The 16,597-nt window shown below is 38.8% G+C and carries 13 protein-coding genes; 12 read left to right on the plus strand and 1 reads right to left on the minus strand.

The features are described 5' to 3' along the window. Positions 1-558: 558 nt before the first annotated feature. The 5 genes from GQR54_RS17880 (at position 559) to ihfA (ending at position 6,355) form a co-directional block, all read left to right on the plus strand. The gene (locus GQR54_RS17880; RefSeq protein ID WP_166379399.1) at positions 559-1,614 is read left to right on the plus strand and encodes a DUF2066 domain-containing protein; all 1,056 of its coding nucleotides are present in this window, start codon (positions 559-561) and stop codon (positions 1,612-1,614) included. Continuing rightward, positions 1,614-2,324, plus strand: coding sequence for a DnaA regulatory inactivator Hda (gene hda / locus GQR54_RS17885; RefSeq protein WP_007580342.1), 711 nt, complete (start codon positions 1,614-1,616; stop codon positions 2,322-2,324). Before GQR54_RS17880 ends, hda begins: the two co-directional genes overlap by 1 nt. A gap of 345 nt (positions 2,325-2,669) precedes the next feature. After that, positions 2,670-3,650: a phenylalanine--tRNA ligase subunit alpha gene (gene pheS, locus GQR54_RS17890; RefSeq protein ID WP_002960692.1), complete on the plus strand. Its 981-nt coding sequence runs from the start codon at positions 2,670-2,672 to the stop codon at positions 3,648-3,650. 15 nt (positions 3,651-3,665) lie between these two features. Continuing rightward, complete coding sequence (pheT, locus tag GQR54_RS17895; protein ID WP_007580344.1) at positions 3,666-6,053, plus strand: phenylalanine--tRNA ligase subunit beta; 2,388 nt, start codon at positions 3,666-3,668, stop codon at positions 6,051-6,053. Between the two features lie 2 nt (positions 6,054-6,055). Then, positions 6,056-6,355 carry an integration host factor subunit alpha gene (gene ihfA, locus GQR54_RS17900; protein ID WP_002960690.1) on the plus strand — a complete coding sequence of 100 codons (300 nt, stop codon included), beginning with the start codon at positions 6,056-6,058 and terminating at the stop codon, positions 6,353-6,355. A gap of 239 nt (positions 6,356-6,594) precedes the next feature. Here the strand turns inward: ihfA and GQR54_RS17905 are convergent, their stop codons facing one another. After that, positions 6,595-7,395: a DUF2989 domain-containing protein gene (locus GQR54_RS17905; RefSeq protein ID WP_024593069.1), complete on the minus strand. Its 801-nt coding sequence runs from the start codon at positions 7,393-7,395 to the stop codon at positions 6,595-6,597. Between the two features lie 174 nt (positions 7,396-7,569). On the opposite strand from GQR54_RS17905, the gene GQR54_RS17910 reads away from it, so the two are divergent. The 7 genes from GQR54_RS17910 (at position 7,570) to GQR54_RS17940 (ending at position 16,544) form a co-directional block, all read left to right on the plus strand. Continuing rightward, positions 7,570-9,012: a glyceraldehyde-3-phosphate dehydrogenase gene (locus GQR54_RS17910; RefSeq protein ID WP_010554014.1), complete on the plus strand. Its 1,443-nt coding sequence runs from the start codon at positions 7,570-7,572 to the stop codon at positions 9,010-9,012. Positions 9,013-9,196: 184 nt separating this feature from the next. Beyond that, positions 9,197-10,324, plus strand: a complete 1,128-nt coding sequence (locus GQR54_RS17915) for a M14-type cytosolic carboxypeptidase (RefSeq protein ID WP_166379401.1) — start codon at positions 9,197-9,199, stop codon at positions 10,322-10,324. A gap of 376 nt (positions 10,325-10,700) precedes the next feature. After that, entirely contained in the window at positions 10,701-12,203 is a 1,503-nt protein-coding gene (locus GQR54_RS17920) for an alanine/glycine:cation symporter family protein (protein WP_010554016.1), read from the plus strand. Positions 12,204-12,342: 139 nt separating this feature from the next. After that, on the plus strand, positions 12,343-12,669 hold the full coding sequence (locus GQR54_RS17925) for a hypothetical protein (RefSeq protein WP_007580349.1): 327 nt from the start codon (positions 12,343-12,345) through the stop codon (positions 12,667-12,669). Position 12,670: 1 nt separating this feature from the next. Beyond that, a complete protein-coding gene (locus tag GQR54_RS17930) occupies positions 12,671-12,952 on the plus strand; it encodes a DUF1315 family protein (RefSeq protein ID WP_007378333.1) in 282 nt (93 codons plus the stop codon). Continuing rightward, complete coding sequence (locus GQR54_RS17935) at positions 12,942-15,623, plus strand: DUF349 domain-containing protein (RefSeq protein ID WP_166379403.1); 2,682 nt, start codon at positions 12,942-12,944, stop codon at positions 15,621-15,623. Before GQR54_RS17930 ends, GQR54_RS17935 begins: the two co-directional genes overlap by 11 nt. Before the next feature lie 366 nt (positions 15,624-15,989). Beyond that, positions 15,990-16,544: a DUF1439 domain-containing protein gene (locus GQR54_RS17940; RefSeq protein ID WP_002960677.1), complete on the plus strand. Its 555-nt coding sequence runs from the start codon at positions 15,990-15,992 to the stop codon at positions 16,542-16,544. Positions 16,545-16,597 lie beyond the last annotated feature (53 nt).

Here is a 16,597-nt window from a genome sequence, read left to right on the forward strand (position 1 = left end):
AAATTGTAGAAAGCCCGAATCTAACGATTCGGGCTTTTTTACGTCTGCAGAAAAGTGAAATGTGCGCAATTAACACACACTCACATCAATACCTAGCACGTAAGTCGGGCGAGCGAAGCGACTCCCGACGCTAAAATCACAACAAAATCCCTCAATAACTCAGTCAGCCAATACAGCAGCATTTGCTACGTGACTCTCCAACCACGACATTTACAAGCTTCACATTGTAGAGAGCCCGTATCTAACGATTTTTTACGTCTGAAGAAAGGTTAAATGCGAGCGAATAACGAATAATCTATACCATAAAATCATCAAGTACTTACATTAAATACCTTCATGATCTAACTAAACCCGAGAGGTTCGCGTTTTGAAAAGTGTAGTAAAGTTAAATGTAGGTGAATAGCGTACAACTCACTCAACTATCTTATTCATATTTAATCTTTTTTACTTTCTATAAAAGCTAATTACTTTCATTTCCTTAGATAACAAATTTAATTTTGCTTTGTTACTGTCTTTGATTTAGGATCAAATCAGTTTAAAACCAAGAACTAACAGCCTGTGTATAGATTATTAATTAGCGCCATATCCATTTTATTTTGTTTTTCTGTGTCGGCAGTTGAAGTAACTGATCTATATCAAGATATTTTAAAAGTGGATGACAAAACACGAGACACTCGATTAGCTGCGAGTCGTAAAGCTTTGCTCAATGTTTTAGTGAAAGTAAGCGGAGATGAAACTGCGGATCAAAATAAATTAGCACAGCAACGCACTAAAGATATTTCTGACTATATGCTCAAGTTTGAATATGACGAGAGAGTAAATGGACAATTGAAACTCGTTGTTAAATTTGAAGCTCGAAAGATCAATGCGTTAATCAAAGAGTTAAATTTACCTCTGTGGGGAGTACAACGGCCATTAGTCGCAATATGGTTAGGTATTGAAGACAATTGGCGCAGAGAATTAGTAACACAAGAAAGTTACCCGCAATTAGAGCAGTTAATTTATGACAAAGCAGGACGCCGTGGTCTACCTGTCGTTGTGCCATTACTTGATTTACAAGATAGACGTTTAGTAGGTATTCCTGAGGTATGGGGTAACTTTTCAGAACCAGTAGAAGAGGCCTCTAGACGCTACAGTGCTGAGCGAAGTATTACAGCAAGAATGTATAAAGAAGCAGATAGCGAAAATTGGATTTTAGATTGGCGTTTTACTAATGATGATCAATTTGATTCAAATAGATTAACGGGCGATAAGCAGCAAATAGTGAGTCAAATGATTGATACCTTAGCTCGAGGCCTTGCAAGCGAGTACGCTATTGATCCAAATGCTTATTATGAACAAGCCGCGGCCACGCTAACATTAAAAGGCACGCAAAGTTTTGTTGATATTGAATTAGCAAAACAAAGATTATTGAACTTAAGCGTTGTTACGCAAGTTAAAATTGTTCGTAAAACACCAGAATTTGTAGAATTTAAACTAAACCACACTGGTAACCTAAGCGATCTTAAAAAAGGGTTAGGGTTAGACTCCTCATTTAAAGATTATGAGGATCCACGCGATTTTTATCATGTTGTTGATAAAAATAGCTTAGAGTATCAATGGATAACGCCATAATGCTAACTTCTGAGCCGATGCAAATGGCATTACCGGTTACCTTGCCGGATGACGAAACATTTGCATCGTACTTTGGTGGGGAAGATTCGTTAGAGGTTAACCATTTAAAAGATAGCTTTTCGAAGTTAGCTAAAAAGTTTCAGTATACTTATTTATGTGGGTTAGGTGATTCGGGTAAGTCTCACCTTTTGTATGCAACCTGCATTAAAGCACAAGAGCGTGGCCTATCTAATATGCTGCTGTCTATGCGCGAAGTAATTGACTTTGGACCTATGGTATTAGACGGTTTAGAAGCACTTGATGTTCTATGTATTGATGACGTGCATTTAGTTGCAGGCAATGATGCATGGGAAAAAGCACTATTCAACTTTTTTAACCGGTTTAACGAACCCGGAAAAATGTTAGTAGTAACTGCCGATTTACTTCCTAGCATGCTTAATATCTCGCTGCCTGACTTAGAGTCTCGCTTAACGTGGGGAACAACCTTTCAAATTCGTTCTATGAGTGACGACGATAAAGCACAAGCACTTGTTAAGCGCGCTCATATGCGCGGCCTTGAATTAAGTGATGAGTGTGCACGCTTTTTACTAACCCGTTTAAGCCGTGATATGCGTGCTTTATTAGATGTACTCGACAAATTAGATCATGCATCTATGGCAGCACAGCGAAAATTAACTATTCCTTTTATAAAATCAACGTTAAAGCTGTAGTAGGTCTAGAATCTAGACCCTTCTTTCAGTTATCATAAGCTATTATCAGAGCGTGTTTACCTTTCCTGATTGGAATTTGTTTAACTTAAGAGTGCTTTAATCGCGTCGTGAGGGCTTTAGCGTAGTATTTATATGCGAAACCCGAACAACAAAGAACGTAGCCTCCGAGATAAACACTTCAAACTGCATGTGTTTGGTCTTTATTTAGCGTTATTGCATCACTTATGTAGGAAACTACAGTCCAATGCTTAACCTTATTTAATAACCAACCACACTGTTGTAAAGCAATCTTGAAAGGCCAACACGCTCTTAAGCAATCACCTTCTGTGAAAGATCAGGTATCGAATGAACTTAGAAAACATATTAGCGCAAGCACTTGAGGCGGTAGCCAGTGCCAGTGAAATAGCGCAGTTAGAAGATATCAGGGTTAATTACCTTGGTAAAAAAGGCGAAATCACTAGCTTACTTAAAACGTTAGGTAAAATAGCACCTGAAGAACGTAAAGAAGCAGGCCAAGTTATAAACCAAGCTAAACAAGATGTACAAGCTGCTATCAACGAAAAGCGTGAGTTGCTAGCAAGTAAAGCACTTGAAGAAAAACTAGCTGCTGAAACTATAGATGTAACTCTACCAGGGCGTGTTATGCCTACTGGCGGTTTACACCCAGTTACGCGCACTATTGAGCGCATAGAAAGCTTTTTCGGTGAATTAGGTTTTGAAGTTAAATCTGGTCCAGAAATCGAAGACGATTTTCATAACTTTGATGCGCTAAATATTCCAGAGCACCATCCAGCACGTGCTGATCATGATACCTTTTATTTCAATCCTAAATTAGTACTACGCACACAAACAAGTGGCGTGCAAATTCGTACTATGGAAACTGAGCAGCCACCACTGCGCATTATTTCACCTGGACGTGTATACCGTAACGATTACGATCAAACACACACACCTATGTTCCATCAGGTTGAAGGTTTAATGGTTGATACCGATGTTAGCTTTACTGAGCTAAAAGGTATTTTGCATGATTTTTTACGTAACTTTTTTGAAGAAGATATGGAAATTCGTTTCCGTCCTTCATTCTTCCCATTTACAGAACCTTCAGCTGAAGTAGATGTTATGGGTAAAGACGGTAAGTGGTTAGAAGTACTAGGCTGCGGCATGGTACATCCAAATGTACTTAAGTCTGTGGGCATTGACCCAGAAAAATACACCGGCTTTGCCTTTGGTATGGGTGTAGAGCGTTTAACTATGTTGCGCTATGGCGTAAACGATTTGCGTGCATTTTTCGAAAATGACTTAAAATTCCTGAACCAGTTCCGTTAAGAGTGAAACAATAAAATGAAATTTAGTGAAAAGTGGTTAAGAGAGTGGGTTAATCCTGCTATTGATACGCAAGCTCTTTCGGAACAGCTTTCAATGGCTGGTTTAGAAGTTGATGGCGTTGAGCCTGCTGCTGCCAAATTTAATGGCGTAGTTGTAGGTGAAGTTGTTGAATGTGGACAACACCCTGATGCAGATAAACTGCGTGTTACCAAAATTAACGTAGGTGGCGACGAGCTACTTGATATCGTGTGTGGTGCACCAAATTGTCGTTTAGGTATTAAAGTTGCTGTTGCAACTGTGGGCGCTGTACTGCCTGGTGACTTTAAAATTAAAAAAGCCAAACTACGCGGTCAACCTTCGAACGGAATGCTATGTGCTTTTGTTGAGCTAGGTATTAGCGAAGAAGGCGACGGCATTATGGAATTGCCAAGCGATGCACCAGTAGGCACTGATTTACGTGACTACCTAGGTCTTGATGATAATATTATAGATGTTGATTTAACACCAAACCGTGGTGACTGTTTAGGTATAAAAGGTTTAGCACGTGAAGTAGGTGTTTTAAATAGTATTGATGTAAATGTATTAGATATTCCAGCTGTTACTCCAACAATTGATGACAAAGTATCAATTGAGCTAGTTAATGAAGATGCATGTCCTCGTTACCTTGGTCGTGTGATAAAAGGCATTAACCTTGACGCAGAAACACCACTATGGATGGTTGAAAAGCTACGTCGTAGTGGCGTACGTTCAATCGACCCCGTAGTTGATGTTACAAACTATGTATTACTTGAACTTGGTCATCCAATGCACGCGTTTGATTTAAATGCGATTGAAGGTGGTATTAAAGTACGTAGTGCAAACGCAGGTGAAGAACTTGTTTTATTAGACGGTAACACCGCTAAATTAAACGACACAACACTTGTGATAGCCGATCATAACAAAGCACTTGCCATTGCAGGTATTTTTGGTGGTGAGCAATCAGGTGTTACAGATAAAACATCTGATATATTACTTGAAAGCGCATTTTTTAATCCTGTAGCAATTGCAGGGCAAGCACGTAGCTACGGTTTACACACTGATGCTTCACACCGTTATGAACGCGGTGTTGATTTTGCTCTACAACATGATGCAATGGAACGTGCAACAGCACTTCTTCTTGAGATTGTAGGTGGTCAAGCAGGCCCTGTAGTTGAAGCTGTTGCGGCCGACAAACTACCAAAAGTGACTGAAGTACGTCTTCGTCGCGCACGTTTAGACCGTGTTATTGGTCATCATATTGAAGATGCTAAAGTAACAGATATTCTTACGCGTTTAGGTCTTGATGTTAAAGTAGAAAATGAAAGCTGGAGTGCGGACGTACCAAGCTACCGTTTTGATATTCGCATCGAAGAAGATTTAATTGAAGAAGTAGCACGTGTTTACGGTTACAACAGCATTCCAAATGTTGCACCAACTGCAAAACTTAAAATGACGACACATAACGAAGCAACTATTGCGCTTAGCAAGTTCCGCAATACGTTAGTGACTCGTGGTTACCAAGAAGCAATTACATACAGCTTTGTAGACCCTAAAGCACAAGCTATTTTACACCCAGAGTGTAAAGCAATGGTATTACCGCATCCTATTTCAATTGAAATGTCAGCGATGCGTGTAAGTTTAATGCCGGGTTTATTAGCGTCTGTAGCGTATAACCAAAATCGCCAACAGCCTCGTATTCGTTTATTCGAACATGGTCTTAAATTTATAAGCGACGAAAGTGCAGAAAATGGTGTTTACCAAGTCCCGGTTATTGGCGGCGTTATTACGGGTCTTGTAAATGGTGAACATTGGGTTGAAGAAAAACGTAACGTTGATTTTTACGACCTAAAAGGTGATGTTGAAGCCTTACTTGCAATTACTAATGACGTTACTCGCTTTGAAATTAAAGCCGAGCAGTCAGATGGACTTCACCCTGGTCAATCAGCTGTAATATATGTTGATGGCAAAAAGGTTGGTTTTTTTGGTGCTTTACATCCTCAAGCTCAAAAGTCGTTAGATATCAACAACGCAACTTTTGTTTTTGAAATTGAAATGTCAGCAATAGAAAAAAGAAATTTACCGCAAGCAGAAGGGGTGTCTAAATTCCCTTCAAATCGCCGCGACATCGCGATTTTAGTGGCAGACAGCGTTAAATCTGGCGACATTTTAAGCGTGATCGAAAAAGTTGGCGGAAATCAATTGGTTGACCTAAACTTATTCGATGTGTATAAGGGCAAAGGTATTGAGCCAAATTATAAGAGTTTGGCGATTGCTCTAACACTGCAAGCGGTTGATAGAACACTCGAAGAGAAAGATATCAATCTAGTAGTTGATAACGTGGTGGCCGAATTGGCCGAACAGTTTAATGCATCGTTGAGGGACTAGATATGGCGCTTACTAAAGCCGACATAGCTGAACACCTATTTGAAAAGCTCGGGATCAATAAAAAAGATGCCAAAGATTTAGTTGAAGCGTTTTTTGAAGAAATCCGCTCAGCGCTAGAAAAAGGCGAGCAGGTTAAGCTCTCTGGATTTGGTAACTTTGATCTTCGAGACAAAAAAGAAAGACCAGGCCGCAACCCGAAAACAGGCGAAGATATTCCTATTTCGGCACGTCGCGTGGTGACTTTTCGACCAGGTCAAAAGCTTAAAACCCGCGTAGAAGTGGGCACAAGCAAAGCAAAATAAAAAAAGGCAGCGTAAGCTGCCTTTTTATTTGCCTGAATAACCTAGTTATTAAATTATACCAACCTGCATAAATCTTTGATCAATTTGACGAATTAAATTGCACTATAACGTCGTTAAAAATGTTTTATTTAGAATAACTAGATACAAAAATTTTTGCCTAGTTCTAGCGTAATTTCCTTAACGTTAAATAGACCCCATATATAAGCAGATTGGTATTAGGTTATTTTTGCGATTATAAATTAAAACTCTCGAGGAGATACAAAATCACCTGCCATTATTTGCTGAAATGTTTGCTCTGCAAGTACATCTAGGCTGTCTAAGCTTTTACCATTCGTTATTAATTGCTGCTCAATTTCAAACACGTCAATATTTTCAATCCCCGACATTTGCGCTACTTTAGAAAATATATATGCATGCTTAAATTTATCATGTTTATAAAAAAGACTAATAAGTGATGTATACACTTCAGGATTCGGTACGTTGTCTTTTTTATTGAGTTCTAAAGTTTTATAAAGCAAATCGATGGTTTTTTCATCGTCGAACTTAATATAGTACGATGCTAAAAAAAATTGCATTTCGGCACTTTGCGTTACACTTTTGTCATTTTCTATCGCCAATAATTTAGTCAGTGCGTTTTGGTTATTATTTCGTGACCACTGGTAGTAGAGCAAACCTGGATGGTTCGTATTTTGGGTATCTTGGTATAACCGAGTCATTTCTTTAATGCTCGTTAATTGACCGTCAATACGTGACGTTTTTTTAGCTTTTAACTTAATATGTTCAATTTTGGCAGCCACAGTTATACATTGGTTATAGGATTCAAAGTCCTTGAGTAATTGGTATTTATTTTCATCAGTAGGGTCTTTGTATTCTATGTAACGTTTGATAATTACATCAGAACGCTCATCCTTACAGTGACTGTCTTTGTTTAAGTCGCTACAAAAGCCAGGTGTTTCTTTGCACACTTGTGCGAGTGTCAAGGGTTCTTCACACCCTGTCAACGTTAGCAAACCCAATAGTACACTTGCTTTTTTAAGCATCCCTTAACCCCAAATGAATATCTACCTTGTTATTCTAACGCAATCATTTAACGCCTAACAGTAGAGAATAACTTCAGATTAAATTAGAATAGCCCTGCCTGAAGTGCATTACTCTCAAAATATAGTGCATTTTTAAAGGCTATCCGTTCAAAATGATAAACTTAGGTAAATAAAATGACCTCATCTCACGAGTTAGAATACACAAATAGTTGGCAAGAGCGCCAAGATTACGCAGAAAGCATGCAACCAATCATTGGTAAACTTTACCGTAATCGTGGTATCGAAATCGCTGTATATGGCCGTCCTCTCGTAAATGCCAGTACTATCGATATTATCAAATCTCACAAAACCGTTGCTCAGTTTGAAGGCACTAAATTACGTTTGCGTGAAAGCTTTCCATTTTTAGAAGCTATCAGCAAAATGGAATTAAACTCTGCACGTATTGATATTGGTAAGCTTGCATATAGTTATTTGTTCACTGAAGCTGCAAAAGGCCGCTCAGTAGAAGAATTTGTAAAAGATGAACTTGCAGAAATAGCTGACTTACCAGCGAAAGAACCACGCGATGTTGTATTGTATGGTTTTGGTCGTATTGGTCGTTTACTAGCGCGTTTATTAATTGAAAAATCAGGTCCATATTCAGATTTACGTTTGCGCGCTATTGTTGTGCGTGGCGGTAAAGAGGGTGATCTTGAAAAGCGTGCAAGCTTACTGCGTCGTGATTCAATACACGGTCCATTCAATGGCTCAATCACTATTGATAAAGAACGTAACGCAATTAAAGCCAACGGTAGCTACATTCAGGTTATTTACGCTAACTCTCCTAGCGAAATTGATTACACTCAATACGGTATCGACAATGCATTAATTGTTGATAACACCGGTATTTGGAAAGACGAAGCGGGCCTTGGCCAGCATCTAGAGTGTAAGGGCGCTGCAAAAGTATTATTAACAGCTCCTGCAAAAGGTAATATCAAAAACATCGTATATGGTGTTAATAACAAAGATATTTTACCTGAAGATAAAATTGTTTGTGCAGCAAGCTGTACAACCAATGCAATTACACCAACGCTTAAAGCACTAAACGATAAGTTTGGTATTAATAATGGCCATGTTGAAACTGTACACTCGTACACGAACGATCAAAACCTTATTGATAACTACCACAAAGCAGAGCGCCGTGGCCGTGCCGCAGCACTTAACATGGTAATTACTGAGACAGGGGCTGCAAAAGCGGTTTCAAAAGCATTACCAGAGCTTGAAGGCAAATTAACAGGTAACGCAATCCGCGTACCTACACCTAATGTGTCGCTAGCTATTTTGAACCTTAACTTAGCAACAAGCACATCAGTTGAAGAGCTAAACGCATTTTTACGCGATACTGCACTTCATTCAGACTTACGTGACCAAATTGATTACACAGCATCAACGGAAATTGTTTCTACCGATTTAGTAGGTAGCCGTTACGCAGGTGTTGTTGATTCACAAGCAACGATTGTTGAAGATAACCGTATTGTTTTATATGTATGGTACGACAATGAGTTTGGTTACAGCTGCCAAGTAGTTCGTTGTATGCGCGATATGGCCGAAGTGTCATTCCCAAGCTTACCTCGCTAATTTATTTGCAGTGACTTAAAAGCCAGCATATTGCTGGCTTTTTTGGTCGTGTATTATTTTTAAAGCGTATGCCTTGTGATAGGCTTTAATTAAGAAAATGCACATTCGTTTTACTATTTACAAAATAATGTCAGTTCTGTGAATTAATAAGCAGATAAACTTATTCAACCTAAAGGTTTTTTTCATGAAAATCAGCAGCAATTTCGACAGTGGTAATATCAAAGTTATTGAAGCCACCGATCCTTTAAATATTCAATTAGAAATTAATAAAGATCATCAGTCTGAATTTTATCAGTGGTTTCACTTTCGTCTTGAAACAACGCCTTACCAATTGCATAAGTTAAATATTAATGAGCTTGATAAATCAGCTTACCCAGATGGTTGGGAAGGGTATCAAGCCGTTGCATCATATGACCGCCAAACATGGTTTCGTGTACCATCAAGCTATGAAAATGGCACATTAAGCTTTGAAATTGAACCAGAGTGCGGCAGCGTGTATTTTGCTTACTTTGCACCATACAGTTACGACCGCCATTTAGATTTATTATCTTGGGCACAAAGCCAAGGCGCTTGCCAATTAATAACGCTTGGTGAAACACTTGATGGCCGCGATATGAGTGTGCTTAAAATTGGTGAGCCAAGTGACGACAAGAAAAACATCTGGATCACAGCACGTCAACATCCAGGTGAAACAATGGCGCAGTGGTATGTTGAAGGTCTGCTGCACAAACTTCTTGATGACGAAGACCCACATGCAGCTGCGCTTCTATCAAAAGCAGTGTTTTACGTTGTGCCAAATATGAATCCAGATGGCAGCGCACGCGGACATCTGCGTACTAATGCTAAAGGCGTTAACTTAAACCGTGAATGGCAGACACCAAGCATGGAAAATAGCCCTGAGGTTTACCTAGTACTAAATAAAATGCGCGAAGCTGGCTTAGATATGCACTTAGATATACACGGCGATGAAGCTATTCCGTATAACTTTGTGGCAGGCAGTGAAGGTATTCCAAGTTACGATGCCCGTCTTAAAGGCCTTGAAAATAGCTTTAAAGCTGCGCTTTTAACTATTACTCCAGAGTTTCAAGATGAGCATGGCTATCCAAAAGATGAGCCCGGCCAAGCTAACCTTACGGTAGGTTCATCAGCTACTGCTGAAGAGTTCAAAGCATTAACGTACACAATTGAAATGCCATTTAAAGACAACAACGATTTACCTGATCCAGACTATGGCTGGTCGGACCGTCGTTCGTATCAATTTGGTCAAGATACGTTAGCGGCAATTGTTAATGTTGTTGATAATTTAAGATAAAACATTTATTTGAAGGGTATCAATAGTTTTGATGCCCTTTTTGCTTTTAGTAAAATCCCTTTTACAAAAAATAATAATCATATAGCAACTTCATTCCAAAACGTTTTTAACGTTTCTTCGCCGCGTATCATCACCGTATCGGTACAAATCAATCTACTTTCCTTTAAATACTGCTGATGTAGTGCCTTACAATAGCTACGTAATTAGATATTTTGAAAATTAAGTGTTAACAAAGTTGGGGTACTTAAGTTAAGATTAATTAAATAATGAGTCGGGACGGGAGAGGTAAAACCTTATTTCGTGAAACTTATGTTGCGTAGTAGCTAAAGCAGAGTCTCGTAATTAAAAATAATAAATATAACTATAGAGGATATCCATGGAAGCTTTTGTAAGCGCTGTTAATGATGTTGTTTGGAGTAATGCACTCATCTATTTATGCCTAGGCGCAGGCTTGTTTTATTCAGTATTAACTCGATTTGCTCAAGTTAGACATTTTAAAGAAATGTGTAAGTTATTATTTAGTCCAAACACGTCTGATAAAGGTATCTCATCTTTTCAAGCCCTTGCAGTATCGTTGTCTGGACGAGTCGGTGTTGGTAATATCGCAGGTGTTGCAGCAGCTATCGGTTTTGGTGGACCTGGTGCTATTTTTTGGATGTGGGTTGTTGCTTTTCTAGGTGCAAGTACCGCATATGCAGAATCTACTTTAGGCCAAATTTATAAAACAGAAGAAAACGGGCAATATCGTGGCGGCCCAGCGTATTATTTTGACCGTTGTTTAGGGCAAAAATGGCTAGCTGTTTTATTTGCTGTTTCGGCAATTATTGCATGTGGTGTTTTTCTGCCAGGCGTACAAGCAAATGCAGTAGGTAATGCGTTTACTCAAGTGTTTGGCGATGGCAATATGGTTTCTACTAGCTTTGGTGACGTAGGCAGCTTTAAATTGGTCGCTTTGGCAATTATCCTTATTGTTTTGGCGTTTATTATTTTCGGCGGAATAAAGCGTATTGCGAACTTTACGCAAATAGTAGTGCCATTTATGGCGCTTGGTTACATAGTATTGGCACTAATCGTAGTATTTTTAAATTTAGATAAAGTGGGTGATATATTTTATTTAATTATTAGTGATGCGTTTACTGCGCAGGCCGGTTTTGGTGCTGCTATTGGTTGGGGCGTTAAACGCGGTATATATTCTAACGAAGCAGGCCAAGGTACTGGGCCTCATGCAGCAGCGGCAGCAGAAGTTGATCACCCTGCTCAACAGGGGTTAGTACAAGCTTTCTCTGTTTACGTTGATACCATCTTTGTGTGTACAGCAACAGCGTTGATGATTTTAATAACGCAGCAATATAACATTGTGGGTGAGTTACCAGCAGGGCAATTTATTGTTCAAAATGTTGATGCAGCCACTGAAGTGGGTTCAGCAGCCTTTACTCAAATGGCTCTATTTAGTGTATTTGGTAGCTTTGGGCAGGCATTTGTTGGCATCGCATTGTTCTTCTTTGCTTTTACCACAATACTTGCTTATTACTTTATTGCAGAGACTAATATTGCTTATTTAAATCGTTATTTTAAAGGCAGTATTCCGCTTGTTATCGTGAAGTTTGTGATTATGTTTATGGTTGCATACGGCATGGTAAACAATTCAGGTTATATCTGGACTATTGGTGATATTGGCGTTGGCTTAATGGCCTGGATTAACATACTAGGTATTTTAGCTATTTTCTTCGTAGCTAAGCCTGCTTTGTTATGTTTGAGCGATTATGAAGAACAGAAGAAAAAAGGCGGAAAAATCATATTTGATCCAGTTAAATTAGGCATTAAAAACGCCACGTTCTGGGAAAAACGCTTAGAGAAGCAGTCAAAAGACGCAGAGTAATTAAACTTAGTGGGCAACTTAGAAAATTATCGCCCCAAAATTAGTTATTGGTTTGAATTCAAAAAAGACAACGAGAAATAAAACAAGTACAATAAAGGCGCCGAAAGGCGCTTTTTTTATGCGTAGTATGGAGAGAAGTATGGCGATTATTCGTTGCCCAAAATGTGCAAAATCAATTTCAGATAAACATAAGCAATGTCCGCATTGCGAAAGCAACATTGCAGAGCTAAACGACGAGCAAGTTTTGCAACTTCAGCGCGAACAGCGAATTAAAAAAAAGCAGATGTTTATAAATCACTCCTTTTTGGCGCTTATCTTATTTTTAGGTGGTTTTTTCTGTTTATACTTTTTACAACCGCAAGAAAAAACGCTTCAGTGGTATGCTTATACTGCGGCTATTGGCGTAGGGTGTATTTGGTATCTTATAAACCGAATTGTTTTAGTGACTCTAAAAAAGAAAAAATGACATGAATATCGACAATCTTGTACAAAATATTACTCCCGAATTATTCGAACGCTTACAATACGGTGCATCAACTGGCAAATGGCCAGACGGTACCGTTTTATCAGACGAGCAAAAGCAACAAACAGTGCAGTTGGTTATGTTGTATCAAGCAAAAGTGGCTCAATCAAACGAGCAATTTACGATTGGTGCTAATGGTGAAATGATCCAAAAGACAAAAGCTCAACTACAAAAAGAATTTAAATCAGACAACGAAATAGCTAGGTTTAGTGAACATGATCTTTAAGCACCTTTTTACACCGAAATGGAAACACCCTAAGCAACAAGTACGTCTTGATGCTATCGAAAAATTAGACATTGAACGTGATGCAACCATATTAAACACGTTAGCACTTGAAGACAGCTCAGCTGAAATACGCCGCAAAGCACTACAAAAAGTAAACGAGTTACCACTTTGGTGGAAAGCGTATAAACAAGATCAAGCATTAAAAGATATAGCAGAGCTTCAAATATCTAATGCTGTTTTAAATAGCGAGAGTGCACTAACACCGCAAATTAAAAACGAATACATAGAACGTTTTGCACCCGTTAAAACACTCGAAAAGTTAGCGTTTGCAGAAAAAGAACTGCAAGTACGCGTTAAATTATTAAAACGTTTAGCAAATCCAAAACTAGTAGAAAAAGCATTTAAAGAAGGTAGCGAAGAGCTACAAACTCAATTAGTTGAACTTGTTATTACCCATCAATTAATTAAGCCATTAGTAAAGCATGCAAAGGGTGGTGCAAAAGCAGCACTTGAAACGCATATTGAAAATGAGCGTTTAGCAATAGAAATGCCACTACAGGTTGAAAGTGCAACACGTGTTATTTTAGCTAAGTTAAATGCCTTACGTGAAAAAACAGATTTTGGTGTTGTAAATCCACAAGCCGGTGAATTAATGGCCCAGTGGCAAGCACTTGATCTCAAATGGCTAAGTGATGAGCGTGTTAAGCTTCTTGACGAAAAATATATTTCGATTACCACTAAGTTAGATGCACACATTGAACAGCTAAAAGCGATACACGACAAAGAGCAGCAAAAATTAGCGCTACAACAGCGCCAATTGCTAGCGCTTGCAACTGTTGAAGCGTTAAGTGAAGAAATAGAAAACGCCTTACAGCTAGGCCTTGAAACACCAGAGCAAATTCAGCAAGATTGGCTTGATGGAAAAGTAGCGCAAGCTAAGCAAGCTATTAGCGAAACAGAACTTGCTAATAATGCGCAATCTAAACTGGCTGTAAGCAAGTTAGAAAAACTATTTACTCAAGTTGCTAAGTTACCTGAGCTAACAACGGCTATTAAAGAGTACAAACTCGCTTTTGCAGCATTATGCGAAATTAAGCCAGCAGAAGATTTAGCACAATACGATTCAACTCTAACTGAATTTAATAATGGTTTTAAAGCAGCGCGTAGTCATTTGAATATTTTAGATAGCGCACTGCAAAGTACCTTTAAAACACAGTTAAATACGTATAAAAAGCAATTTTTAGCACCAATGAATGAGCTAGTTAAGCCACTTGAAAAAAACCAAAGCCAAGCAAAACGCAAAGCTCGTGATGTTAAACGCCTAATTGAAGAAGGTCGATTTAATGTTGCCTTTGGCGTGTTTAAAGGGTTTGAAGAGTTATTTAATACACTTACTGAGCAATATCAACAGCCGCTTGCAAACATAAAAGCGGAACTTGAAGCGCAACTTGCAGATGCTAAAGATTGGCAAAAATACGCTGCAGCACCAAAGCGTGAAGCTTTATTAGAAGAAGTAAGCGCATTAGTAAGTGAAGAGTGTACTGACCCACAACAACGTGCAGAGCAAGTAAAAGTGCTACGCAAACGTTGGAATGAGTTAGGTCGCTTAGATACAGATGAAGAAAAGCAACAAGGCGTACAGTTTGATGAAAAAATCGAGCTGTTATTTGCACCTTGTCGTAGTTACTTTGCAGAGCAAGAAGTACAACGCGAAGCGTCAAAAGCACAACGCGAAAGTATTATTAACGACATGCACGCGCTTCATTTACAGCCTACGGCTGAGGATGACTTTGATTGGAAGCAATATGAAAGCCAATACAATCGTTTAAACAAAGCGTGGCGCAGTGTAGGTAAAGTTGACCCTAAAACATACCGTACACTAAACGATCGTTATAAAAGCGAGCAACAACAAGTACTGGCTTTATTAAACGCATTTCATAAAAGTAATTCTGCACTTAAAAATGAGCTAGTAGAAAAAGCGCAGCAATTATCACAAAGCGATGATTTAGCCGCTGCGTGCCAAGAGTTGAAGCAAATGCAGCAGCAATGGCAAACAATTGGTTTTGCAGGTTTAAAAGCTGAAAATGCGTTATGGCAAAAATTTCGTCAATTTAACGATGAAACATTTACTAAACGTAGTAGTGAATTTGAGCAGCAAAAACTTGATCAAAATGAGTCAGATAAACAAGCAGTTGCAGAACTTGCTGAGCTTGAAGCAGCACTTAGCGATGTAAATCAAAGAGCACAGTTGCACGACCTAGAAACAAAAGTGAAAGGGTACACGCAATTTAGATCGTTAGCGCCAAAAGTTACTAAGCTACTAGCAGCTATTGACGATAAACTTGCATTGCTTACAAGCAAATCAGAGCAAGCTAATCTAGATGCGTTAATTACAGCACTTGAAAATAATGAAGCGTTGCCAAGTCAGTATCAAGCACCACTTAAAACAGCATTAAATACAGATCAACTTATTACGCGCATGGAAATATTAGCGAACGTAAGTTCAACCGATAAGTCACTTAGAATGGCAGAACAAGTAGCCATGTTAGATGACAAACATCGTGGCGAACATGCTGATTTAAACTATTATTTAAAACAGTTATTAGCGCTCAGTGCTGGTTCAGTTGAACCTGACACACTAACGCGACTTAAAGCGACACTTGCAGCTTAATACACTAGGGCGTGTTGACCTTTCGTGGTTGAATTTGCAGCAGACTGTTTGGTATTTAGGCAAGGCAGAGTCTATGTAGTGTGGTTATTCCCCATAAATAGGCGATAACGCAGCATAAATGCCAAACATGCGCTGCCCTTTGGGTTCTTTCTAGGGACGATTAACTCTTTGTTGCTCGGTTTTGACTTAGCCCGCTAGGTTACAAACCTCACGCCGCGATTAAATCGACCCTAGATTGAACAAATTTCAATCCACAAAGGTCAACACGCCCTAGAACCAGCGTAATATATGCTGGTTACTATTTTAATAAGCCGCTTTAATAGCGGCTTTTTTATGTACCACTAATTTATAAACAAAAGGGTTCTCATGAGAATTTTAGTTATTATTGCAGCGTTATTTTTAACTGCCTGTAATACCACGCAAGGCATATCAGTATATTCATTTACTAACTCTGAGGTTGAGTCTGTACTGGGTAAGCAATTACCAAAGTTAAGTGAAAAAGTAAGCTTAATGGGTTTACCGGTTCAGTTTGATGTAAACGACTTAAGTGTAAATATTGGACCTGATAACCGCGATGTTGTTGTGCTTGGTGCCGATTCAAGCGCTGAAATTAATGCATTCGCACTTAAATACCCAGTGCGTTTAAAGCTACAAATTGAAGGCAGCCCATTTTACGACAGTGAGAAAAAAGCGGTGTTTTTACGTAATATTAAGTTACTTGATTCGAGTGTTGATGCCGGTGGTTTTAAAGGTAATTTAGGTGCACTTGATAGCCAAGCAATGGATGTGATTAATGCTTTTTTAGCGGTTAACCCTGTTTATACTCTAAATATGGATGACCCTAAAATGATGCTACTTAGTAAGCTTCCACTTGATATGAAAGTGGTTGAAGGTGCAATTAAGCTAGTACCTCGTCTATAAGTAGATCTACCTACTTACAATATACGTATTAATTAGCCTGACTTTCAGGCTAA

It is taken from the genome of Pseudoalteromonas sp. Z9A4, assembly GCF_011378845.1.
GTDB classification, from domain to species: Bacteria; Pseudomonadota; Gammaproteobacteria; order Enterobacterales; family Alteromonadaceae; genus Pseudoalteromonas; species Pseudoalteromonas arctica.

Coding starts and splice junctions, on each gene's coding strand:
- hda (WP_007580342.1), top strand. CDS start 1,614: ATGCTAACTTCTGAGCCGATGCAAATGGCATTACCGGTTACCTTGCCG.
- pheS (WP_002960692.1), top strand. CDS start 2,670: ATGAACTTAGAAAACATATTAGCGCAAGCACTTGAGGCGGTAGCCAGT.
- pheT (WP_007580344.1), top strand. CDS start 3,666: ATGAAATTTAGTGAAAAGTGGTTAAGAGAGTGGGTTAATCCTGCTATT.
- ihfA (WP_002960690.1), top strand. CDS start 6,056: ATGGCGCTTACTAAAGCCGACATAGCTGAACACCTATTTGAAAAGCTC.
- GQR54_RS17905 (WP_024593069.1), bottom strand. CDS start 7,395: ATGCTTAAAAAAGCAAGTGTACTATTGGGTTTGCTAACGTTGACAGGG.
- GQR54_RS17910 (WP_010554014.1), top strand. CDS start 7,570: ATGACCTCATCTCACGAGTTAGAATACACAAATAGTTGGCAAGAGCGC.
- GQR54_RS17915 (WP_166379401.1), top strand. CDS start 9,197: ATGAAAATCAGCAGCAATTTCGACAGTGGTAATATCAAAGTTATTGAA.
- GQR54_RS17920 (WP_010554016.1), top strand. CDS start 10,701: ATGGAAGCTTTTGTAAGCGCTGTTAATGATGTTGTTTGGAGTAATGCA.
- GQR54_RS17925 (WP_007580349.1), top strand. CDS start 12,343: ATGGCGATTATTCGTTGCCCAAAATGTGCAAAATCAATTTCAGATAAA.
- GQR54_RS17930 (WP_007378333.1), top strand. CDS start 12,671: ATGAATATCGACAATCTTGTACAAAATATTACTCCCGAATTATTCGAA.
- GQR54_RS17935 (WP_166379403.1), top strand. CDS start 12,942: ATGATCTTTAAGCACCTTTTTACACCGAAATGGAAACACCCTAAGCAA.
- GQR54_RS17940 (WP_002960677.1), top strand. CDS start 15,990: ATGAGAATTTTAGTTATTATTGCAGCGTTATTTTTAACTGCCTGTAAT.